The organism is Hutsoniella sourekii ATCC 700629, assembly GCF_000518205.1.
GTDB lineage: Bacteria > Bacillota > Bacilli > Lactobacillales > Aerococcaceae > Hutsoniella > Hutsoniella sourekii.
Window position 1 is genome coordinate 39,386 of record NZ_JADD01000009.1, and the last position, 22,764, is coordinate 62,149.

The 22,764-nt window shown below is 44.4% G+C and carries 19 protein-coding genes; 4 read left to right on the plus strand and 15 right to left on the minus strand.

From position 1 onward, the window contains the following. Positions 1 to 111: 111 nt before the first annotated feature. From T408_RS0101985 to T408_RS11645, 5 genes are all read right to left on the minus strand, one after another. A complete protein-coding gene (locus T408_RS0101985) occupies positions 112 to 1,260 on the minus strand; it encodes an MFS transporter (RefSeq protein WP_028118455.1) in 1,149 nt (382 codons plus the stop codon). 19 nt (positions 1,261 to 1,279) lie between these two features. After that, positions 1,280 to 2,155, minus strand: a complete 876-nt coding sequence (locus T408_RS0101990; protein ID WP_028118456.1) for a fructosamine kinase family protein — start codon at positions 2,153 to 2,155, stop codon at positions 1,280 to 1,282. A 143-nt stretch (positions 2,156 to 2,298) separates the two neighbouring features. Next, on the minus strand, positions 2,299 to 4,128 hold the full coding sequence (locus tag T408_RS0101995) for an ABC transporter ATP-binding protein (RefSeq protein WP_035419807.1): 1,830 nt from the start codon (positions 4,126 to 4,128) through the stop codon (positions 2,299 to 2,301). Further along, a complete protein-coding gene (locus T408_RS0102000) occupies positions 4,128 to 5,849 on the minus strand; it encodes an ABC transporter ATP-binding protein (protein WP_028118458.1) in 1,722 nt (573 codons plus the stop codon). The genes T408_RS0101995 and T408_RS0102000 overlap by 1 nt, the downstream gene beginning before the upstream one ends. A 22-nt stretch (positions 5,850 to 5,871) precedes the next feature. Continuing rightward, positions 5,872 to 6,459, minus strand: coding sequence for a TetR family transcriptional regulator (locus tag T408_RS11645; RefSeq protein WP_051444735.1), 588 nt, complete (start codon positions 6,457 to 6,459; stop codon positions 5,872 to 5,874). A gap of 149 nt (positions 6,460 to 6,608) precedes the next feature. Between T408_RS11645 and T408_RS0102010 the strand changes: the two genes are divergently transcribed. Next, positions 6,609 to 7,028, plus strand: coding sequence for a bis(5'-nucleosyl)-tetraphosphatase (locus T408_RS0102010; RefSeq protein ID WP_028118459.1), 420 nt, complete (start codon positions 6,609 to 6,611; stop codon positions 7,026 to 7,028). Positions 7,029 to 7,075: 47 nt separating this feature from the next. Here the strand turns inward: T408_RS0102010 and T408_RS0102015 are convergent, their stop codons facing one another. The 4 genes from T408_RS0102015 to T408_RS0102030 form a co-directional block, all read right to left on the minus strand. Beyond that, positions 7,076 to 8,206: a CapA family protein gene (locus tag T408_RS0102015; protein WP_028118460.1), complete on the minus strand. Its 1,131-nt coding sequence runs from the start codon at positions 8,204 to 8,206 to the stop codon at positions 7,076 to 7,078. Positions 8,207 to 8,215: 9 nt separating this feature from the next. Continuing rightward, positions 8,216 to 11,710, minus strand: a complete 3,495-nt coding sequence (locus T408_RS0102020) for a pyruvate carboxylase (protein ID WP_028118461.1) — start codon at positions 11,708 to 11,710, stop codon at positions 8,216 to 8,218. 27 nt (positions 11,711 to 11,737) lie between these two features. Then, positions 11,738 to 12,292: a thermonuclease family protein gene (locus tag T408_RS10570; RefSeq protein ID WP_051444736.1), complete on the minus strand. Its 555-nt coding sequence runs from the start codon at positions 12,290 to 12,292 to the stop codon at positions 11,738 to 11,740. 154 nt (positions 12,293 to 12,446) lie between these two features. Then, positions 12,447 to 12,899, minus strand: coding sequence for a PTS sugar transporter subunit IIB (locus T408_RS0102030; protein WP_028118462.1), 453 nt, complete (start codon positions 12,897 to 12,899; stop codon positions 12,447 to 12,449). Positions 12,900 to 13,058: 159 nt separating this feature from the next. Here T408_RS0102030 and T408_RS11650 point away from each other — a divergent pair, with 159 nt between their 5' ends. Further along, on the plus strand, positions 13,059 to 14,207 hold the full coding sequence (locus tag T408_RS11650) for a helix-turn-helix transcriptional regulator (protein WP_051444737.1): 1,149 nt from the start codon (positions 13,059 to 13,061) through the stop codon (positions 14,205 to 14,207). 200 nt (positions 14,208 to 14,407) lie between these two features. Here the strand turns inward: T408_RS11650 and T408_RS0102040 are convergent, their stop codons facing one another. The 4 genes from T408_RS0102040 to T408_RS0102055 form a co-directional block, all read right to left on the minus strand. Then, entirely contained in the window at positions 14,408 to 15,127 is a 720-nt protein-coding gene (locus T408_RS0102040) for a YebC/PmpR family DNA-binding transcriptional regulator (protein WP_028118463.1), read from the minus strand. 107 nt (positions 15,128 to 15,234) lie between these two features. Then, entirely contained in the window at positions 15,235 to 16,005 is a 771-nt protein-coding gene (locus tag T408_RS0102045; RefSeq protein WP_028118464.1) for an ABC transporter ATP-binding protein, read from the minus strand. A gap of 2 nt (positions 16,006 to 16,007) precedes the next feature. Further along, positions 16,008 to 16,901: an ABC transporter permease gene (locus T408_RS0102050; RefSeq protein WP_028118465.1), complete on the minus strand. Its 894-nt coding sequence runs from the start codon at positions 16,899 to 16,901 to the stop codon at positions 16,008 to 16,010. 52 nt (positions 16,902 to 16,953) lie between these two features. Further along, on the minus strand, positions 16,954 to 17,952 hold the full coding sequence (locus T408_RS0102055; RefSeq protein ID WP_028118466.1) for an ABC transporter substrate-binding protein: 999 nt from the start codon (positions 17,950 to 17,952) through the stop codon (positions 16,954 to 16,956). A 101-nt stretch (positions 17,953 to 18,053) separates the two neighbouring features. On the opposite strand from T408_RS0102055, the gene T408_RS12270 reads away from it, so the two are divergent. Further along, positions 18,054 to 18,179, plus strand: coding sequence for a hypothetical protein (locus T408_RS12270; RefSeq protein WP_268870425.1), 126 nt, complete (start codon positions 18,054 to 18,056; stop codon positions 18,177 to 18,179). Positions 18,180 to 18,272: 93 nt separating this feature from the next. On the opposite strand, the gene sdaAA is transcribed toward T408_RS12270, so the two are convergent. Further along, positions 18,273 to 19,841, minus strand: coding sequence for an L-serine ammonia-lyase, iron-sulfur-dependent, subunit alpha (gene sdaAA, locus T408_RS12370; protein ID WP_028118467.1), 1,569 nt, complete (start codon positions 19,839 to 19,841; stop codon positions 18,273 to 18,275). A gap of 180 nt (positions 19,842 to 20,021) precedes the next feature. Here sdaAA and T408_RS0102065 point away from each other — a divergent pair, with 180 nt between their 5' ends. Further along, positions 20,022 to 21,722 (plus strand): Rqc2 family fibronectin-binding protein, encoded by a 1,701-nt coding sequence (locus tag T408_RS0102065; protein ID WP_028118468.1) that lies wholly within the window; start codon positions 20,022 to 20,024, stop codon positions 21,720 to 21,722. A 70-nt stretch (positions 21,723 to 21,792) separates the two neighbouring features. Here the strand turns inward: T408_RS0102065 and T408_RS0102070 are convergent, their stop codons facing one another. Then, positions 21,793 to 22,725, minus strand: a complete 933-nt coding sequence (locus T408_RS0102070; RefSeq protein WP_028118469.1) for a manganese-dependent inorganic pyrophosphatase — start codon at positions 22,723 to 22,725, stop codon at positions 21,793 to 21,795. Positions 22,726 to 22,764 lie beyond the last annotated feature (39 nt).

The window sequence follows — 22,764 nt, forward strand, 5'->3', positions numbered from 1 at the left end:
CCAATTACATTTAATCATATTATATATTTTTCTATATAAAAATCAATATAAATTATCTAAACTCATCCGACAAAAAAACTCCAAAGACAAAATTGCCTTGGAGTTTGATTATTAACGTTTAAAGAAACGTGATTGAAGGTTGACAATCACAAGTCCGATAGCAAAGAGGACAATGGCTAAACTTAAGTTAGCCTGAAGACCGATCTTCTCTAAGATAAAGCCGCCAAATAGACTGGCTGCCATAATTGAAAAGTCAAAGGCAAAGGTTTGAATAGAAGCAGCCACATCCTTGCCCTGCTTAACTTGCCCCATGGTTAAGTTCTGCAATAAGGAGGAAATTGGACCATAGGACATCCCCCAGGCAAACATCCCAAAGTAAGTTAAGAAGGTCTGGCCAGATAGAAAGGACAACATGGCAAGAATCCCCAAGCTAAAAGCCGCAATAAATAAGTAGCGTAAATACTTATCTATATACCGGGCCACCAAGGTCACGGCAAGAATCGCTCCCAAGCCAAAAATAATTTGAGCCACTTGCAGTTGGTTCCCAGTGCGAGCAGTAATTAACTGCATATAGACATAAGTTGAATACTGCGCCATCACTAAGAGGACAACCACTTGAAGGGCTACTTGGATGCCCCGATTCTTGAAGAAAGACCCAAGAGGTAAGCGGTCTCCTTGCACTTCACCAGGGACACTCATAAAGGTAAAGTAACCAAGAACAGCCAAAGTTAAAAACAAGCCAGCCACCAACAAGAAGGCCACTCGCCAGCCCAACATTTGACCCAGCCAAGTAAATAATGGAAGCCCCAATGAAAGGCCAATCGTTGATCCGGATAATACAATCGTCACTGCCCGACCAGAATGTTCTGGAGCGACTGTTCGGCTAGCATAAGAAGCAATCAGGGGCCAAAATAGACCAGCCGCTGACCCGGAAATTAATCGGGCAATCACGGTAAGCGCGTAAGTTTGACTTTGAGAAAGGATCAGGTTGGCCAAGGCAAATAATAAGCTAGCCCCCATTAAAATATACTTGCGGTTATACTTGGCCACCAACTGGGTCACTGGTATGGCAAGAATTCCAGCCGGGAGCGAGTTAAGACCTACTAAATTACCTATTTGAGCGGGACTGGCGTTCAGCCCCTGGCTCATTTGGGTTAAGAGACCCGAAGGCAAGAGTTCTGAGACAATTGCCAAAAAGACCACACTGGCCATAGATAACCAGGCCAGCCAGGGAGATGTATTTGTTTGTGTGTGTGACATCATGTACTCCTTTTCTGATTTAATTGCTTGAAGCTGGATTCGAGAGAATCTTCTGAAGGCTCAGATCCACACTTCCTGCATAGGTTGAACCAAACTTATTGAGGTGAATCATCAAATAATACAAGCGGTAAAACTCCAGCCTTACTTGATAGCCCGCTTCCAAGGGATAAACTTCATGATAAGCTTGGAAGAATTCCGGTCCAAAGCCACCAAAAACCGTTGCCACACCTAAGTCTAACTCCCGGTCCCCGTATAAGGAAGAAGGATCGCACAAGGCGACACTCCCATCTGCTAGATACATATAATTTCCAGCCCAGAGATCCCCATGTAGTAGGCTAGAATCAATATGGCGATGGGCCAAGTGGTCAAGGATAATTGATCGAGCTTGCCTATAGACTTGAATGTCTGACTCCTGCCATAAGCCTTTATTAAGGATGGACTGAGCCAGCCCATCAAGACGTCGCTGGACAAATAATTCCACCCAGCAATCCGTCCATTGATTGGAAAAGGAAATATCGGATCCCTGATAAGGATAATCAAATCCGTACAAGCCCTCCGGTTGATGTGTTAAATGAAGACGGGCAACCAGCTCGCCTAGTTGTTTCTGACTCCCCTGCCCAACTTCATCTAGATAAGTCAATATTAAATAAGCATCCCCCTCTAAGTCACCAAAGGCGATCACTTCAGGGACTTGAATGCCGGCTTGGGCCATCCGTTTCAAACCAGCCACCTCACCAGCAAAAAATGCCTGGTCTCTACCAGCTTGAACTAGCAAAAATAAGGATTCCCCAGCCTGGGTTTCTATCCGATAAGCGGCATTGACATCGCCACCACTTACTTCTTGGTAATGGATAACGGGATCAATGGGTAATTGTTTGAGCCAATTTTCTTTCATTGTCGACTCCTTTCTACTTGAATCTATTCTTTATTCCTATTCACTCTAGCATAGATCAGGAAATCAATTCAAGAAAAAATCGCCTACCAGTAGGCCGTGCTACCGGTAGGCGGATTTTAGTTGATATTACATCAAGTATATTATCAAGCAAACTGAGCATTATATAAGTTTGCATAGAAGCCTTCAGCTTCCATCAACTGATCGTGAGTTCCTTGCTCAATAACATCTCCTTGATTCATCACAATAATCTTATCAGCATTGCGAATGGTTGATAGACGGTGAGCCACCACGAAAGAGGTCCGTCCTTCTAGCAACCGATTCATGGCTCGCTGGATAAGAACTTCCGTCCGGGTATCAACACTAGAAGTGGCTTCATCCAAGATCAGAACGTCCGGATCTTGCAAGAAGGCACGGGCAATGGTAATCAATTGACGTTGACCTTGGGATAAGTTGGTTCCATCTTCTTCTAGAATCGTCTCATAACCTTCCGGCAAGCGTTCGACGAAGTCATGAACGTGCGCTGCCTTAGAGGCTTTAAGAACATCTTCATCACTGACATCCGGTGAACCATACTTCAAGTTATCCCATATCGTCCCACTAAAGAGCCAAGTGTCTTGTAAGACCATAGAGAAATCATTACGCAAAGCTTCCCGACTCATATTGCGGATATCGGTTCCTTCATAATAGATCGCTCCTCCACTAACATCATAGAAGCGTTCCAATAAATTAATCAAGGTCGTCTTACCAGCTCCAGTAGGCCCAACAACAGCTACCATTTGGCCAGGCTTTACTTCCAAGTTAAAGTCGGTCATTAACAGTTCATCTGGATCCGAAGAATAGCCAAACTGCACATGATCAAACTCAACCTTGTAGGGGGTCTCTGGTTTTGAAGCTAGCCCTTGAGGGTGTTCCATTTCTTTCTCGTCTAAGACTTCGAAAATCCGTTCAGCCGCTGCAATAGTCATTTGGATGGTAGAAGCTAGACTGGCCATTTCTCTAAAGGGTTGGTTGAACTGGCGAGCATATTGAAGAAAGCTCTGCACGGTCCCAACCAAGGTACCACCCGCTAAGACCTTGAAACCACCAATGATAGCAACCAATACATAGGTCACATCACCAGAAAACCCAATCATCGGATTCAAGAGACCAGCGAAATATTCAGCCTTCCAAGAAGCTTGGTTTAAGAGATCACTTTGCTTGTTGAATCTAGCCATTTCATAATCTTCTTGGTTGTTGACCTTGACAGCGGAATGACCTGAATAGACCTCTTCAATTAAGGCATTCAAGTGACCCAACTCTAATTGACGTTTCGAGAATTGCTTTTGAGATTTGGGTGCAATCCAAGCGATCGCTCCTAGACTAATCGGAATGGCTGATAATAGAACTACCCAAGATAAGCCTGGATCCAAGAAGAACATAATGACTAGTACCGTGATGAACTGCAACACACTGGTAGAAATTTGGGTCAAGGTCTGGCCTAGAGCGTTTGCAATTTGGTCCATATCATTGATCACCCGAGAGAGGATATCCCCTGTGGAATGCTCATCAAAGTAAGAGATCGGCAACCGCCCCATCTTCTCCTTAAGTGCCCGTCTCAAGTCATAGACAGTGCGTTGAGCCACGCGGGTCGTAATATGTTGTTGGAGAAAACGGAAGATAGAAGCTGCTAAGTATAAGCCAACTAAGATCACGATATGTTGACCCACAGCGGCATAGTCTATCTCGTATAAGAGCTGGCCTCCCTGGTCGCTCATCCCTCTACTAACCCCTTCAACCAAGAGGTTGGTAATCCGTCCCATCACGATCGGTAGCAAGGCATTCAATAAGACTGACAAAGCTGAAAAAACAAACACTAAGACCATTAACCAGGCACGGTCACTCATGAAAGAAACAAATTTCTTGATCGTCCGCCAAGAATTTCTTGGTTTACGCCGGCGGTGATAAGATTTCTTTTGAATATTTTCTTGACTCATTAAATATCTTCTCCTTTCATTTGTGATTTGACGATGTCACGGTAGACGTCATTATTAGCCTTTAATTCTTGGTGGCTACCCATTCCAACAATCTGACCATTATCCAAGACAATAATTCGGTCCGCGTCAATAACCGTGTTCACCCGTTGCGCAATAATAATATTAATAGCATCCTGAGTAGCCGGCTTCAAGGCTTGGCGCAACTTAGCATCGGTCTGGAAGTCTAAGGCACTAAAGGAATCATCAAACAAGTAAATATCTGGTTGGCTAATAACTGCCCGAGCAATACTCAAGCGCTGTCTTTGACCTCCAGAGAAGTTGACGCCTCCTTGTTCGACAATTGAGTCTAGACCGTCATCTAAGCGTTCGACAAATTCCAATCCTTGAGCAATCTCCAAGGCCCGCCACATCATTTCTTCACTGGCCTCCGGATTTCCGTATAATAAGTTGGAACGAATCGTTCCACTGAAGAGGACTGCCTTTTGGGTGGCAAAACCAATCCGACCGCGTAGATCTTCTAGTCCCAGTTGGCGGATGTCGATTCCATTGAGTAGGACTTTCCCTTGGGACGGGTCATAAAGGCGAGGAATCAAGTTAGCAATGGTCGTCTTACCCGATCCGGTCCCACCAATGATGGCTAGAGTCTCCCCTGCTTGAGCCTTGAAGTTGATCTGACAAATGGCTGGTTTCTCAGCTCCTGGGAATTCATATGAAACGTCCTTGAATTCTAGGGTTAATTCAGAATTAGCTGGTAAGCTCTTAGCATGATCAGCCTCTTCAACTGTAACTGGTGCATCTAAAACTTCAATAATCCGTTCAGAAGAGATTTGCGCCCGCGGAACCATCATAGTAATCATAGCCAAATTAATCACCGAAAAGATAATCTGGAAACCGTAGTTGACAAAAGCAATCAAGTTCCCTACTTCGGTTTGACCTTGGGCAATTAAACGAGTCCCAAAAACAAAAATCAAAATATTAGAGACACCTAAAATACTAATAAAGGATGGCAACATTAAATTATTAATTGAAAAAGCCATAATCGCATTGTCACGGTAGTCACTATTGGCCTCATCAAAACGCTTGGTCTCATAATCCGTCGTATTAAAAGCCCGAATCACTCGTATACCAGTCAAACCTTCACGAAAAACCTGGTTTAACTTATCTAACTTGGTCTGAATCTGTCTAAAATATGGCATCGCCCAGCGGAAAATCAAGGCCAAAGCTAGAATAATTAAGGGCAAAGTAATCGCAAAAATAAAGGCCAAACGATCCTCTCTTAAATAAGCCAAGACCGTTGAGACAATGATCACCATGGGTGACATAAAAGCTAGACGCATGGACAACATGGTCACAAACTGCAATTGCATGACGTCATTGGTAGTCCGTGTCATCAAGGTAGAAGCGCCAAATTGAGCCATATCCGCACTTGAAAAGTGCATAATCTTCTTGAAAATATCCTTGCGAATCTTATTCCCCATCTCTTGCGTCTCTTGAGCGGATAGTCGGACATTGACCGCAGCAATCAAGATCGAAATAAAAGAAAAAGCAATCATCAAGGCTCCGAGCTTGATAATAGTCTGCGTATCACCAGGAATAATTCCATCGTTGATGATATTAGCAGCTAAACTCGGCAGGGAGAGAAAGGTAATCGCTTCTAATACAATCAAGAAAAATATTTGAATAACTCGTTTGCTATTCATATATTTCCAAAGTCTAATCATACATTATAACCCTCTTTCTATATTAATAATCCAGACCATAAAACAACCAATCCAAGCGTTGGCAGATTTCCAAGTGACAATCGCTTTGGCTGAGACCTAATAAAAAACCATCACTAATGGTTCGGTGGATGGTCTCAACTAAGAAGCGAATTTTAGGACTGGCTTGGCTTTTTTCTAATTGCAACCATGTTTGGGACGGTCTAAGGTCCAAGCATCGCTGTAAATATTGGTCAAATTCCACCAAGGCATGATGGTCCATCGATAAATAGACTTGCTTGAAAAAGGCTACCTGGTCCGGTTGATAAATAAATTTCAGGTAATCACCAGTAAAGGTCTTCATCGATTTCAAGAGTGAAGAAGCATCCTGCCAGTCAATAGAAGCTAAATGATGCTTCATGAACCGATCTTTTTCTAGGAAAATAAGATAAAAGTATAAATCCTCCAAATTGGCAAAGTATTGGTAAAAACTTCCCCTAGAAATATCAGCTTGGCGGACAATTCGAGCAATCGAAGCCTCCCAGAAAGGAACCTGCTCGAATTCGTGCCTAGCTACTGCCAATAAGCGCGTCTTCTTATCCTCAGCCAAATTAAAAAAAGTTTGAGTGGGCATGATTCCTCCTTCATAAGATGACACCCTGTCACATCAACTTTACTATTCTAGCTAATATCCCCAGCCCTGTCAAACATCCCACCTCTCCTTCAGCTTAAGAGTGACAAAAGGGTCCCCTTCTAGCTATAATAGAAGCTGAGGTGATCAAGATGAAAAAAGAAAAATCATGTGGGGCCATTGTCTACCGATTAGGTGAAGACATGGATCAAGTGGAATATTTATTGATTCGTCATGTCAATGGTGGACACTGGGCCTTTACCAAGGGGCACGTTGAAGCCGGTGAGTCAGAAAGCGACACAGCCTTAAGAGAAATCCGTGAAGAAACGGGTCTAGAAGTAGAATTAGATCAGAATTTCCGCCAGGTAAATACCTATAGCCCCGCAGAAGGGATTGAAAAGGATGTGATTTATTTCATCGCCCAAAGTCTTGACCAAGCAGTCACTAAGCAGACAGTTGAAGTCTCAGACTTTGCCTGGTTACCCTATGAAGAAGCTCTGGACCGCTTAACCTATTCCAACGACCAAGGGATTCTAAAACTAGCCCAAGACTATTTAACACAAGACGAGTAAAGAAAAAGACTCCACAATATTGTGGAGTCTTTTATCTTTTGTATTCATTAATCCAAGTAATCGACTACTTCCAGGTCTGTATAGACTCGCATGTAATCACGGATCTGGGCAAATTGACCTTCAACGTCAATCCCGTATTCTCCAGCATCTGCTAACGGCATGACCGTGCAAACAGCTGATTCTGGCATCCCATGAGTATAGACAGGCATCAAGCGCATTTTATCTAAGGTGACCTTCCCATCCTTGTGTTTAGTATAGACGGTCTCTAAGATACCACCGATCCGGTTCTCAATATCCCACTGGCCGGAGATAAAGTTCCCTTGAGAGAAGATAATCCCTTGGCTATCGCTGTAACGAAGGGCCGGCTGCATCACGTGAGGGTGTCCGCCCAGTACAAAGTGACCACCCGCATCACGGATTAATTTACCGATATCTAATTGGAATTTATTAGGCAAGTATTCATACTCTTCACCCATCTCCACATTAATAAAGGAAATATCGGCCGCTTCATTGAGCCGTTCCACTTCCAAAGGAATCAGTTCCGTATCAATTTGCGTGAAAAGATAACCTTCATCTTCAGGAATAGGATTACCATTAGCATCCATCGCATAGGCTAGGAAACCAACCTTAACGCCATTGACGTCAATGATTCGTAAATCATTATAATCATCCCAAGATTCATAACTCCCTACATACATCATGTCACGTTCCTTGAGAGCGCGAATAGAGGCATGGGCTCCTTCAGCTCCTAAATCCAGGGTGTGGTTGGTCACATTATTAACAATATCAACCCCGGCATCCTTCAAGCAATCAATAATCTCACTAGGAGCGTTGAAGGCTGGATAAGTTGATAGAGGCAACTCATCTCCAGCAGCAATCACTTCCAGCTTAGCAACCGTAATATCCGCATTCTCCAAGTAAGGCTTGACCGCTGCCAATTGATGGCTAAAGTCATAGCCATCTGCAGTAGCCGCGTCTTGATAAACAGTATCATGGATCAAGACATCCCCAACCGAACGGACCCGGATGGTAACATCTTCACCAGACGTCTCTTCTACTTGTTGGTCCACTTGTGAGCTAGCCTCACTGGATTCATCGCTTGCTGGCTTAGTTTGGGGGCTGCAAGCTGCTAATAAACCTAAGCTTGTCAATAATAAGATTGTTTGTTTTAGCTTCATGGTCAACTCCTATTCGAATTCAATCAATAAGTCACCGGCTTCAATTTGGTCTTTGACGTCGACATGGATGGCCTTAATGACACCGGCTTGAGGGGCTTGGACAGCAGATTCCATCTTCATCGCCTCTGTCACCATCAAGACTTGACCTTGTTCCACTGAATCACCAACAGACACTTCTACTTTATAGACTGATCCGGGCATCTGGCAGGCAATATGTTTTGGATTGGCTTTATCAGCTTTAGGTTTAATAGCTAAGTGAGTATCGGCTGATAAATCTTGGACTTCCACCGTCTCAGGCATACCATTCAAGTTGAAGTAGACATTCCGTAGGCCGTTTTCCTTAACGGGACCAATACTGGTCAATTCAATCAAGAGGGATTTACCAGGCTCCAAGTCAACAACAATCTTCTCATTCAAGTTCATCCCATAGAAGAAGGTTGGTGTTTCAACGTTGGTAACCTGACCAAATTCATCGATGAAATCCAAAAAGTCCATGTAAACTTTCGGATAAATAGCGTAAGACAAACGACTGGTTTGGTCAATTTGCTTGTAGAGACGGTCGGCTAGAATCTGGTCATTGGCTTGGAAATCATAGGCTTCTAAGCGCTCGCCTGGTCGGCTAGTATAAGTAGGTTCACCCTTTAAGACGACAGCTTGCAATTCTTTGCTCATACCACCAGCTGGTTGACCAATGTCTCCTCTGAAGAAGGAGATCACGGATTGTGGGAAGTCGAGTTGGGCTCCTTTTTCGATGACACTTTCTTCGTCCAGATCATTTTGGACCATGAATAAGGCCATATCACCCACAATCTTAGAAGATGGAGTGACCTTGACGATGTCACCAAACAACAAGTTGACGCGGTGATACATATCAGTCACTTCGTCATAGCGGTCACCGAGGCCCACAGCCTCAGCTTGCATCTTCAAGTTAGAGTATTGGCCGCCTGGCATCTCATAGAGATAGTTCTTGGTCCAAGCATTCTTAATATCAGATTCAAATGGCGCATAATAGGACCGTGTCACTGACCAGTACTCTTGAAGGGCATCGTTAGCTTCCAAGTTGGTCTTCACATTACGGTCTCTTCCTTGACGAGCATAGAACAAGGCATTAGCGTCCACTTGGGAGTTCTGACCAGACAAGGCAGCATTGGCCGTATCGACAATATCGGCCCCGGCATCAATAGCCCGTGAATAGGTTAACAAGGAATTACCACTCGTATCATGGCTATGTAGGTGAATTGGTATTTGAATTTCTTCCTTAAGGGCGGATACTAGCTGGTAGGCCGCTTCAGGCTTCAATAGTCCAGACATATCCTTAATGGCTAAGGTATGAACACCTAGAGCTTGAATCTCCTTGGCTAAATTAACATAGTAATCCAAGGTATAAACCTTTGACCGTTCAGGATTCAAGATGTCCCCGGTATAACACATGGTCCCTTCGACCATCTTGCCAGTCTCTAGCGCCACTTCAATTGGAAGCTTTAAGGATTCCAACCAGTTCAAGGAGTCAAAAATTCGAAAAACATCAATTCCCTGACTAGCGCTAGTTTCAATAAAGGACTTGACCACATTATCCGGATAATTAGTATAGCCTACAGCGTTGGAAGCTCTTAAGAGCATTTGGAACGGAATATCCGGAATCGCTTGCCGTAAGCGAGTTAACCGGTCCCAGGCGCCTTCTTTTAAGAAGTTGTAGGCCACATCGAAGGTCGCCCCACCCCATACTTCTAGCGAGAAGTAGTCTCTTAGGGTTTCATTCATAAATGGAGCCACCTGTAGCATATCGGTGGTCCGAAGCCGAGTGGTTAAGACCGATTGATGCGCATCTCTCAATGTCGTATCAGTAAGCAGTGCCATTGGCTCTTCTTGAATCGCTCTCACTACAGCTTCAGGTCCTTCTTGATCGAGGATCTCCTTAAAGGTTCGGTCCTCTTCCTGGTGAGCTTCAAAGCGTTGGCCAATCGCATTAAAGGATTCACGGTGAAGTCTTGGCGCTTGGGTCTTGATTTGTGGAACTTTACGCGTAGCAAACTTCGGCTTGTCCCCTTTTTCGATGCCGGGGAAACCATTAATGGTCACATTGGCAATATACTTGAGTAATTTAGTGCCTCGGTTTCTAGGGGGTATAAAGTCGAATAATTCTTGGTTGCTGTCGATAAAGGTCGTATCGTAGTCCCCTTCAATAAAGGTCGGGTGACGGAGAATATTCAGCAAGAAGCGAATATTAGTCTTAACCCCGACAATAGAGATTTCAGATAGGGCCCGAATCATCTTTTCGATGGTCTCCTTCTTGGTCATCGCACTCGTTGATAGTTTAACCAAGAGCGAGTCATAATAAGGGGAGACAATGGCCCCACCATAGGCATCGCCAGCATCCAAGCGGATACCAAATCCACCCGGAGAGTTGTAACCAATAATTTTACCAGAATCCGGGGCAAAGTTATTTTGCGGATCTTCAGTGGTCACCCGGCATTGGATAGCATAACCGCGAGTACTAATCATTTCCTGCGATTTCATGCCAATAGCTTCACTGTCTAATCGTTGGCCATCAGCAATCAAGATTTGTGTCTTAACAATATCGTAACCCGTAATCAGTTCCGTAATCGTATGTTCCACTTGAACTCTCGGGTTAACTTCAATAAAGAAGAACTCGTCACCAGAAACCAGAAACTCAACCGTCCCAGCATTGACATAGCCAACGTGTTGCATCAGTTGAAGAGCTTCCTGACAAAGGGCTAGCCGCACATCATCACTCAATCCAAAGGATGGCGCCACTTCCACTACCTTCTGATGGCGACGTTGAATCGAGCAGTCCCGTTCATACAGGTGAACCACTTGACCGTGTTGGTCGCCTAAAATTTGAACTTCAATATGCTTAGGATGATCAATATAACGCTCAACATATAGGGAAGGATCCCCAAAAGAGGTCATCGCCTCAGACTGGGCCCGTTGATAGGCTTCATCGATTTCTTCCAGGTCGCGGACAATCCGCATCCCCTTACCGCCTCCACCGCTAACGGCCTTAATAATAATGGGTAAGCCATGTTCTTCAGCAAAGGCCTTGACTTCATCAACGCTGGCCACTGAACCATCACTACCAGGAACTACCCGTATACCGGCATCAATAGCCGTTTGACGAGCCCGGGTCTTGTTACCAAACATCTGTAAGTGTCTGATTTCTGGCCCGATAAAGATAATCCCTTCTTCTTGACAGCGACGAGCAAAGGTCTCGTTCTCACTCAAGAAGCCGTACCCGGGGTGAATAGCGTCAACGTTCTTCTCCTTGGCCAAAGAGATAATGCCTTCAATATCTAAGTAGGCCGCTACGGGTTCTAACTCTTCTCCAATCAAGTAGGACTCATCAGCCTTCCGGCGGTGCAGGGCCCCGACATCTTCCTTGGAATAGATAGCAACTGTCTCTAAGGATAATTCCTTACAAGCCCGGATAATCCGTGTGGCAATCTCCCCCCGGTTAGCTATTAGTACTTTCTTAATTTGATTCATCTTTGTAATTCCACCTTCCTATCTATCCTAGCGCCAAAGATTGACCCGGTCAGCCTGTGCAGCTTCTTGGCTTTTGCGTAGTAAGTTCTCATACGAATTATTAGGTGGGTAAACATACCGCACCTCTGCCAATCCCTGACGAACCAGGGCTTCATTAATCATCAGATCATCACTATAAACATAAGCCAACAAGCGCTGGTACTTATCTGTAGCCGGTCCTCGATCTAATTCCAGATAGATCTGATTAGCCGATTCCAGTAATTCGCGGTTACGCTCCTTGGCCACTAGCCCTAATTGCTTGCGTTTACTCGTTCCCGTCCGCAATTCGGGCGTATCAATGATTAAATAACGCACATCCACAATGTACCCAGCTAAGTCCACTTGAATGGTATCACCATCCTTGACTCGTTCGAGTTCAACTGGCAAGCGCATATGTCTCGGTAACACTTCATAATTGCTGCCATTAAAGTCATAGGAAACCTGACTCCATTCATCCTGGGTAACAATATCGCCTTGATAATCAGTTTCCAACCATTCAGGAGCAAATATGGCAATGAGAACAACAATTATTATCGTGATCAACCAATCTCGCCAGGTTCTTGGCCTCAGTGATGATTGACTTCTTTTATTTCTAATAACTATCGTCCCCAATCTAAGACCCAAATGAGAGGCCTATTAGCGTAAATTATAGCATATTAATTCAATTTTAGGGATAATAAAGTTGCTTTATTCTTATTTATTTCTCATCTTTGGGAAGATTTTGATAGTCCACTCGGGTTCCTAGGTTTTCCAACCAAGCAATGCGTCTCAGATCCTCTTGATTTAAGCTGACATCTTCATTGATGACTTGTACTTGACCACTTCCTTCGTAATTAGCAATTACCAACCGTTTAATTGCTACACCCGTTCGCGCGAGCAAGAAGAGATCATCTAGATCCTTGAAGATCACCAGACCCTTCTGGTTGGATTTCAACCTAGCTAACTGATCATGGGCTTCTTCCAATGAATAACATCGAAGAATACGATCGCCCCCTAAATTCATTTCAATGAGTCCTTGTCTTAAATTATCTTGCGCTAATTGGTCATTAATGATGACGACAATCTCTGAATTAGCTTCTTGACACCACAATTGACCGACCTGACCGTGCGTAAAATAACGGTCGATTAATGCAATTTCTAGTTGTACCACTAGTCCAACCCTTTCTCTATCAATCTACCTTATAGTGTAGGATAAGCCCGCCTCTGAATCAATTCAATTTTAGCAAAAATACTCGCATCCTGATCAAAATATGATAAACTAGGTCTAAGTAAAAAAGATAAAATAAATTTTAAAAGGAGGTAGCATTCATTGATTCGTTCGATAAAAGAATTAATAAATGTTAGTCCAGCTATTGATATTGACCATTCTGTTGTTAATAAAGACTCAAAAACTGGCCTGGTCCCTTTAAAAAACAATTTCACCAAAACCTTATTCCTATTTAACGTCCCTGTTCGCTTGGCTCCTCAACAAGGCTTGGCTGCACTAGTCGTTGCCTCAAGCCTTGATCCATTGGTAACTGAAGTCTATTTATTGGACCGACAAATCCGCCTCCAGGCCAATACTCCCTTCAACATGTTAAGTATGACGGGTCAGGACAGTATCTACCTATTAGCAGACAAGGCTAAACAACCGCGCCTGATCAAGCTAGATCAAACGATCTCCCTTGAACCAGCCACGGAATCCTTACAAGTCCAAGCAATCTATGATTTCCGCTCGACCTTAACCTTAAGTAAACATGAAGAAATTTTATACACCAGTAATTATTACCAAGTCTTGATTGCTAGTGACGGTGCCCTTGAAGTCCATGAAGGTCACAAGAAGCATCTAGTCAACCGAAATGACTGCTATATTTTAGCCCCCTACTCCAAGGCAAGCATTCAACCTTCTAATCGAGCGAGTGTTCGCTATCTGTCAATCTGCTTGAACTTTAACCAAGCGATCCAGGAATTAGTTGGCCGAGTTCACTCCTTAAATAACGCGGAACTCAAGGCACTGGTTAAAGCTCAAGAATTAGCCCAGCAAGAAAATCCGCGGATGGAATGGCTGAAGTTCTATTGCCAGTATCTCTTCCTGTCTCTAGCTTCAGGTGGAGAAGCCACTGTTAAATCAGACACAACCATCATGCAAGCCAACCATGACCATGAATTATTAGAAGAAATGATTGCTTATATTCAGGATAATATCGAAACTAAACACGAAGTTAGCGATTTAGTGGAGCATTTTGACCTGTCGCGGTCAACCATCCAAGGGCTCTTTAATCATTACTTGGGTCAAAGTCCCAAGGACTATATTAACGATGTCCGAATGGAGAAAAGCAAACAACTGATCCGAAACTCACAGATGAACTTATCACAAATTTCTGAAAAACTAGGTTTTGGTTCCATTCAATACTTCTCCAGAGCCTTCAAGAAAAAATATAAGATCACCCCGTCCCATTATGCTAAGACCGTCCATTAATCGAGCTAATGTAAAATAATCCAAATAATTCCCTCAGCAGTAGTCACTTGATACTAGACTCTGTTGCTTTAGCAACTTAGAGCCTCAGTAGGCAAGGCGCTAGACGTGCATCCGCACTCTAGTCCACTACAGCTGAGGGAATATTAGATTTTTTTGGCTTTATATTTTGTTGATTCAACAATTAGCTCAGGTAATAGCTCTTAATAATTGGCATTATGAATAACCTCGGTGACGTCGTCATCATCTTCCAAGGCGTCAACCAGCTGTTCCAACTTCTCGCTAGCTTCTGGGCTAATATCAATAGTAATATTTGGAATCATGGTCAATTCTGCCCGCGCTAAGGTGAAATCTTTCTCTAATTGGTCTCTAACGCTAGCAAGGTCAGTGGGTTCAGTGTAGATTTCAAAGACTTCCTCTTCGACATTCATATCTTCAGCCCCTGCTTCCAATACGGCCATTAACATTTCATCTTCATCTACTTCAAGACCTTCTCGTTCGATGACAATATAACCTTTGCGATCAAATTGGAAAGAAACGGATCCCGTCTCACCCATGTTACCATGGTTCTTGCCAAAGGTCGAACGAACATTGGCACTGGTCCGGTTATGGTTGTCTGTTAAGCCGTAAACAATGATTCCAACACCTTCTGGGCCATAGCCTTCATAGACAACCTCATCAAAGTCATCGCCAACATTCGGATCGGTGGCTTTCTTGATGGCACGGTTGATATTGTCTTTAGGCATATTTTCAGCCCGTGCTTTGTCTAATACCATCCGTAAGGCTGGATTCATTTCAGGGTCTTCCCCTTGTTTAGCTGCCACATAAATTTCTCGTGACAATTTTTGGAAGATTTTTCCTCGCTTGGCATCTTGGGCTCCCTTGCGTTGCTTAATATTGTTCCATTTAGAATGTCCTGCCATATCTTCACTCCTATAACTTATAAAGTATTGTAACATGACTAGTATAGCAGATTGGCTAGCCCTTGACAAACCGCTTGATGGCAAAGTTTCAATCACTTAAATCTAGTTTATAGAACCAGGGATTCTAATTCCTCATAGAGCTCACCAGCTGATAGTTTTTGAATTTGATCTTTCTGGTAGATCTTTTGGATACTTCCCTGATGCATCAAGAGAATCCGGTCACTGTAAGTGAGGGCATCTTGTAGATGGTGGGTAATCATCAAGGTTGTCAAACCTTGCGATTGGATCATTTCTTGAGTCATCTCCATGACCTGGCGGGCAGTTCTTGGATCTAGAGCCGCTGTATGTTCATCCAAGAGTAGGAGCTTGGGGCGCTTCAAGGTGGCCATCACTAGGGATACCGTCTGTCTTTGGCCACCTGATAAATATTCGATGGGAACATCCAAGCGTTTCTCTAAGTCCAAGCGGAAGCCAGCTAGGTAGTCATGCATGGCTTGATAATTATCGTTGGTTAGAGACCGGCCAAATCGCCGAGCTTCGCCCCGTTTTTGGGCCAGCATTAAGTTCTCAAATACCGTCATCCGTGGAGCCGTTCCCATAGAAGGATTTTGGAAGACGCGACCAATGAATTCAGCTGTCTGGACCTGGTTGAGTCCATCGACGCGAATGCCGTCCAAGTAGATTTCACCTTGGTCGATGGGAATCTGCCCACTCAAGCAATTAAATAAGGTCGACTTGCCAGCACCATTGGTTCCAATCACAGAAACCACTTCTCCTTGACCCAAGGTAAGATTAACATCACTTAGACCGCGAATCGTCTCCCCCGTCTTGGATTGGAAAGCCTTGGAAACTTGGCGCATTTCAACTTGTTCTTGCATTCTTAGGCTCCTTTCTTGTGACTAGATTGCCCTTGAGTCAACTTACGCTTAACAGTTGGAAAGGCTAAGAAGACGGCTAAGACTAAAGCTGATACCAGTCTAAAGTCATTCGGATTAAAGCCTAAGCGCAAGACAAAGACCAGAATCAGGCGATAAATAATCGCTCCAAAGACAATGGACACTAGGCGTAAGGACAAAGTTAATTGCTTGCGGAAGAGGACTTCCCCGATAACAATTGAAGACATAGCAACAACGACCGTTCCGCTTCCCATGGAGATATCTGAGAAACCGTTATCTTGGGCGACCAAGGCCCCACTTAAGGCAATTAGACCATTAGCTAACATCAAGGCGATTCGCTTCATTTGATTGGCCGGAATACCTAGTGACCGAGCCATAACTTCATTATCACCGGTCGCAATAATAGATTGACCGAGATCCGTTTTAAAGAAGTAATTAAGAGTTAGAATAATCACTAAAACAACCAGCCCACCCAATAAATATTGACGCAACAAGGCAGAGTCCAATTGATTGGCCAGTTGGTCATAGACCGTCTCAAACCCTCTCAAACTCAAGTTTGGCCGTCCCATAATTCTCAAGTTGATCGAATAGAGTCCGGTTAATGAGATAATCGAACTTAAAAGGCCCGGTATCTCGAAGAAAGTAGTCAGGAAGCCAGTAATCCAACCGGCAAACATCCCGGCAAAAATAGCAAGAAAAGTTGCTAGAAACGGATTCATTCCTGTCGTAATTAGATAAACGCCACTGGCTGCCCCCATGGTAAAGGAAGCTTCACTGGTCAAATCGGCAAAGTTCAAAATACGAAAACTGATGTAAAGGCCGATTCCCATCACACTCCAGAGAACCCCCTGGCCGATTGCACTTAAATATACTTGCATAATCTACTCCTAACTAAACAACCAGGCCCCAAAGGGACCTGGCAGTCATCTTTTATTCCTTGGCAGCAGGTCGTGATTGGTCTAAGATTTCTTTTGGAATTTCAAGCTTGAGTCGGTCTGCAGTATCTTGGTTCAAGACCGTCTCCAACTTATCGATAAAGGCAACGGGGGTTTGGCTAATGTCTTGTCCAGAATCTACCAGTTGTTTTAAGAATTTGGCAGCTTGAAGGCCAATTTCCTTCTGGCTCATTGCTTCCCCGGCAAGGGCGCCTTGAGCAACCATTGGTTCCACTGAAGTGAAGACTGGAATACCTTGCTTATCTGTCGCATCCAATAAAGATTCAAAGGCTGAAGCAATCGTATTATCTGATCCGACAAAGATAGCATCCACTTGACTGGCTAAGTTTTCGGCCACCATTTGCATATCCAAGGCACTAGAGATCCCTTCGAGTTGAACTTCAAGTCCTAAGGATTCAGCCGCTTGCTTGGCTTCATTCATCTCAGCTTCTGAATTGTCTTCACTAGTTGTATAGATTAATCCTACCTTCTTAGCATCGGGTAAGATTTCTTGAAGTAGCTTGAATTGAACATCGTGAGGAATCTTATCTGAGATACCTGAAATATTACCACCCGGTTGATCAAGGGATTCCACTAGGTTAACTGATTCTGGATCAGTAATACCAGCCATAATGATCGGAATCTCCTTGGTTTCATTTTGTAAGGCTTGGGCAACTGGTGTCGTGATCGCGAAGATGTAATCCGGTTCACTGGAGACTACTTGTTGTGCAATAGTCGAGAGAAGGTTCATATCTCCTTCAGCATTTTGGTAGTCAATCTCTAGGTTCTCACCTACTTGGTAACCCTCGGCTGCAAGCCCTTCTTCAATTCCTTGGTGAATTAGATCCAGGGATGGATGAGAGACCAGCTGAATGATTGCGACCTTCAAAGACTCCTTGGCTTCATTGGCTTTGGCAGTGCTTGGTAGAAGTGAGCTGGTTAAGACTAGGGCGACTAGGGCTAAGACAGTTAAGACTTGCTTGAATTTTTTCATGGGTATTCCTTCTTTCTAATTAGATACATCAAAAAAGCTAGTGCATGATTATCTTCCATGCACTAGCTTAGATAAACTACCACATAGGAGATAATCTCTACGTGGTAAACTGGATGGGTCGCCACATAGATACAACTTCAGTCCATTCAAACTGGGCTGTATCCATAGAACATGTCCAAGTCTACAACCTATCTATGCCAGCTTTGCCAGTTAGCGATGCGGTTTAGAACGATTTCTTGATACATGTTTTGGACCCCTTTCTTTCTTAGTGAATCCATCTTAACTAATTGCCATCAAATTGTCAAGCAACTCATTGTATTTTAATTTGTTTTGACGACTTTAAGATCGAGGATAAAGGGACAAGCTTCTAGCATGGCCTTTTGTAAGTCTTCAGTAAAGGCTTGGTCTAATTCAAAGACGGACAAGGCCGGACCATGAATCTTACTGCGTCGATTGGCCATATGGGAGACATTTAAGTCATGCTCTTGTAAGAAGTGACTCAAACTAGCAATAGCCCCTACCCGGTCTTGGTGGGCAACCAATAAGGTCGGCTGGTCCCCACTAAACTTAATCGGATAATCATTTAATTCTTGAACTTCAATCTTACCGCCACCAATTGAAGAAGCAATCAGTTGGACATGGTTAGTCGCCCCCCATAAGTTCACTTCTACAGTATTAGGATGATAGAAGCCTAGATTACGCTTAACAAAATGATAGGTCAGCCCCCGCTCCTCTGCCCTTGCTTCAGCTTGAGCAATATCTTCATCCTTGGTTGTATACCCTAGAACACCGGATATTAAGGCCTTGTCAGTCCCATGACCTTGGTAGGTCTCGGCAAAGGACCCCATCAAGACAAAGACCACTTCTTCTACCTCTTCTCCCAGAAGCTGGCGAGCGACATTGCCAATTCTAACTGCACCTGCTGTATGCGAAGAAGAAGGGCCAATCATAATGGGGCCAATCACTTCATAGGCACTCTGATAGGTTGCCTGGGTCGATTCTTCTTCTAATTGGTCTTGGCCAAAGATCTCTTCCTTGATTTGGCAGCCGGTCTTGGTACCAGCCAGACCACCGATACCTGTTTCTCTTAAGGAGGCGGGCATTTCCTGGCCAATTGCTCCCATAGCATCAATGACTTCATCGGCAGGAATGACACTTTGAACGCCAGCCAAGGCCATATCACAAGCAGCTAAAGCCGTTAGAGCATGGAAGCCATTACGAACAATACAAGGGATCTCTACGAGACCAGCTACCGGATCACAGACAAGGCCCAGAGAATTCTTCAAGGCCAAGGCAAAGGCTTGGCCAGATTGACTCGGACTCCCCCCTCTTAACTCTACCAAGGCTGCTGCACTCATGGCAGTAGCAGATCCAATTTCAGCTTGGCAGCCTCCGGTAGCTCCTGCAATTGAAGCTCGGTTAGCCACCACCATACCAAAGGCCGCTGCTGTAAACATCACTTGGATCAAGTCTTCCTTCTGGTAGTGGTCAGTATCATACTGCTGCACCAAGACAGCCGGTAGAATGCCAGCTGACCCAGCCGTAGGGGTCGCTACTATCCGCCCCATGGCAGCGTTAACCTCATTAACAGCCATGGCGTTGGCCAAGGCTTGTAGCGGGGTCGGGTCGATTAAGGGATCCCCCTGTTCTAAATATTGATAGACCCGGTGGCCATCTCCTCCAGTTAAGCCGGTCTTACTCATCGCCGGCTTCAAGGTCCCTTGACGAACAGAGTCAACCATCACCTCAAACTGGTCAGCCATCTCTTGGATCAATTGGTCGCGGCTGACGCCCCGAAGATCGATTTCACTTTGGATCATTAATTCTGATATCGGGGTCTGCTTTTCTTCAGCAAGTTTAATTAAGGCTTCTAAACTTGTAAAAGACATTTACTCACTCCGTTCTCTTGGATCATTTCTCACTGACTGCTTCTTCATTCTAGCATGCCATTTCCATGACTGCAATCAATTGATCACCCGGTCTTAATGGCTCTGAATTGGCTATCTGATCGATTTGTTTTATAATAAGAGTCGTTAGTATTTCAGTAAGTATTTATAGGAGGTAATTTGATGTCATTTGATGGATTTTTTACAAGAGGGGTCGTCCATGAATTACAGGACCTCGTTGGTGGCCGTATCAATAAGATCTTCCAACCTTATGAACAAGACCTCCATCTCGTCATTCGCAGACAAAGGCAGAATTTCCGCCTCAATGCGTCGATTCATCCCCAATACTACCGCTTGCACCTCAGCCAGGAACGTCCCAATAATCCGATTGAACCCTATATGTTCTGTATGGTCTTACGCAAGCATATCGAAGGAGCCACGATTCAGGCCATTCGCCAAGTGGATAATGACCGAATCATCGTGATCGATTTATCTGGAACTGATGAATTAGGCGACCGTCAAAATTATCAACTCATCTTTGAGCTGATGGGACGCCATAGTAACATCCTCTTGATCAACCATCCTAGTCAAACGATCATTGACTGTATGAAGCATGTGCCGGCTTATATGAATTCCTACCGTAGCCTCCATCCAGGCGCAGACTACCTGCGGCCACCCCTTCAGGAAGGCCAAGTCAATCTTTTTGACCTAGACTTTATCCAGCTAAGCGACTGGGCCAATCAGCACCAGGAAGACTTGTTAGCTGGACAAGCCGGCCGGTTGGTCCAAGGTCTCAGCCGCTTAGGAGCACAGGAGATCGGCTACCAGATAAAGCAAGGGCAATCGGCCTTTCAAGCCCTAGATCGTCTAATGAAGGCCTGCCAGGAACCTCAAGCCAGCCTTATTCAGACTGACAAGAATGTCTTCTTCTACCTACTGCCCTTGGAACACTTTAAGGGGCAGATTCAGTCCTACGAGAGCTTGAGCCAACTGGTCGAGGCTTATTTTCAAGAGAAAGTTCGCTTTGACCGGATCAAGCAAGTTTCAGGTGACTTGACCCAACAAGTTCAGCAACTGATTACCAAGCGCCAACATAAACTTAAGAACCTAGCCAAGGACCGGCTAACAGCAGCCAAGGCCCCTACTTACCAACTCTATGGTGAGCTCTTAAGCGCTTATGCCTACCAAGTCCCTAAAGGGAGCCAAGAAGTCCGTCTTGCTAATTATTACCAAGACAATCAAGAAGTTACCATTCCTCTGGATCCTCGTTTATCAGCTATTGACAATAGCCAGGCCTACTTCAAGAAGTACAGCAAGTACCGGGATTCCCTTAAGTATATCGACCGAGAAGAAGCCAAGGGGCAAGCAGAGATTGACTATCTGGAAGGCATCTTGGTCCAACTGGCCAATGCTGATATTGAAGACTTGCCAGATATCAAGCATGAACTCATTGACCAAGGCTTCATTCGTTCCAAGAAAGACCAGAAGAAGAAGCGAAGCAAGTCTAAGTCCAAGCCACGTCAGTTCCAATCAAGTGATGGCAGCTTGATCTTGGTCGGACGTAACAATCAACAAAATGACCAACTATCCATGAAGTCAGCCAATAAAAATCACTGGTGGCTCCACACCAAGAATATTCCTGGCTCCCACGTGATCATTCAAGATAGTCATCCCAGCCAAGAAACCTTTATCCAAGCAGCCCAGCTGGCAGCCTATTACTCCAAGTCGCAACAATCGGCTAATGTGCCCGTCGACACTGTTCAAGTCAAGCACTTACGTAAGCCTAATGGCGCTAAGCCTGGCTATGTGATCTATGAAGGACAAGAGACCCTCTATGTCACACCTGAAGCCAGCCTAGTTCAAGCACTAGCCATCCAAAAATAATAGCAAGAAGCCCCAGCCAAAATCAGGTGATTTCGGCTGGGGCCCTTTTAATATTCACGATACTAGCTTATTAAGCTTGGTCAAATCGCTCTTGAAGTGGGGGAACAATTTGTTTCTTACGTGAGACAATGCCTGGTAATTCCAAGCGGTGGTTAACTAGAGATTGGCCAAAGGCTTCGGCAGCTAATTCAGTCTGCTTACCAGATACAAAGGCAAATGAATCGTTATCCAAGATATTAGTGATCACTAAGACAAATAAGTCTAATTCATCCGTCGCGATATCCTTATCCATCTCTTGGAGAAGGATAGATTCACGCAAGATAATATCAGAGAAATCAACAGTATTGACTTGGCCGATACGAATCTTGGCTCCATTCATATCAAAGTCCTTGCTGTCAGATTCCATCAAGTCCCGGTCGGACTTGTCGGCGATATTGGTTCCGGCCTTCAACATCTCAAGACCATAACTTTCCAAATCAACGCCAGCTGTTTCAGCTAATTGATCAGCAATTTCCCGGTCTTCAGCGGTGGCAGTTGGCGACTTGAATAAGAGGGTATCTGAGATAATCGCTGACAGCATGATACCTGCTACCTTAGGATCGATAGCTAGACCGGCTTCGCGGTATAACTTGAATAAGACACTCGCCGTTGAGCCAATCGGTTCACAACGATAATAAAGCGGTTGGGCAGTCTCAAAACCAGCAATCCGGTGGTGGTCCACCACATAATCAACCGTAACTTCTTGAATATCAGCAACGGATTGTTGGGGTTCATTGTGGTCGACTAGGGCTACCCGGTCCGTTTGATCAGCCACTGATTCAACGACCCGTGGGGCTTCAAAGCCAAAGTATTCCAAGGCATAAGCCGTCTCATCATTGGGACTTCCCAATGCAACCGCTTCTGCCTCCTTACCTTGTAGATTCAAATAAGCCGCAAAGGCAATAGCTGAGCCGATGGCATCCGTGTCCGGATTTTTGTGGCCAAAAACTAAATATTTTGTCATATTAACTCCTCCTTTAAGCTTCTCTTAGTGTATCATTTT

Coding starts and splice junctions, on each gene's coding strand:
- T408_RS0101985 (WP_028118455.1), bottom strand. CDS start 1,260: ATGTCACACACACAAACAAATACATCTCCCTGGCTGGCCTGGTTATCT.
- T408_RS0101990 (WP_028118456.1), bottom strand. CDS start 2,155: ATGAAAGAAAATTGGCTCAAACAATTACCCATTGATCCCGTTATCCAT.
- T408_RS0101995 (WP_035419807.1), bottom strand. CDS start 4,128: ATGAGTCAAGAAAATATTCAAAAGAAATCTTATCACCGCCGGCGTAAA.
- T408_RS0102000 (WP_028118458.1), bottom strand. CDS start 5,849: ATGATTAGACTTTGGAAATATATGAATAGCAAACGAGTTATTCAAATA.
- T408_RS11645 (WP_051444735.1), bottom strand. CDS start 6,459: ATGCCCACTCAAACTTTTTTTAATTTGGCTGAGGATAAGAAGACGCGC.
- T408_RS0102010 (WP_028118459.1), top strand. CDS start 6,609: ATGAAAAAAGAAAAATCATGTGGGGCCATTGTCTACCGATTAGGTGAA.
- T408_RS0102015 (WP_028118460.1), bottom strand. CDS start 8,206: ATGAAGCTAAAACAAACAATCTTATTATTGACAAGCTTAGGTTTATTA.
- T408_RS0102020 (WP_028118461.1), bottom strand. CDS start 11,710: ATGAATCAAATTAAGAAAGTACTAATAGCTAACCGGGGGGAGATTGCC.
- T408_RS0102040 (WP_028118463.1), bottom strand. CDS start 15,127: ATGGCAGGACATTCTAAATGGAACAATATTAAGCAACGCAAGGGAGCC.
- T408_RS0102045 (WP_028118464.1), bottom strand. CDS start 16,005: ATGCAAGAACAAGTTGAAATGCGCCAAGTTTCCAAGGCTTTCCAATCC.
- T408_RS0102050 (WP_028118465.1), bottom strand. CDS start 16,901: ATGCAAGTATATTTAAGTGCAATCGGCCAGGGGGTTCTCTGGAGTGTG.
- T408_RS0102055 (WP_028118466.1), bottom strand. CDS start 17,952: ATGAAAAAATTCAAGCAAGTCTTAACTGTCTTAGCCCTAGTCGCCCTA.
- sdaAA (WP_028118467.1), bottom strand. CDS start 19,841: ATGTCTTTTACAAGTTTAGAAGCCTTAATTAAACTTGCTGAAGAAAAG.
- T408_RS0102065 (WP_028118468.1), top strand. CDS start 20,022: ATGTCATTTGATGGATTTTTTACAAGAGGGGTCGTCCATGAATTACAG.
- T408_RS0102070 (WP_028118469.1), bottom strand. CDS start 22,725: ATGACAAAATATTTAGTTTTTGGCCACAAAAATCCGGACACGGATGCC.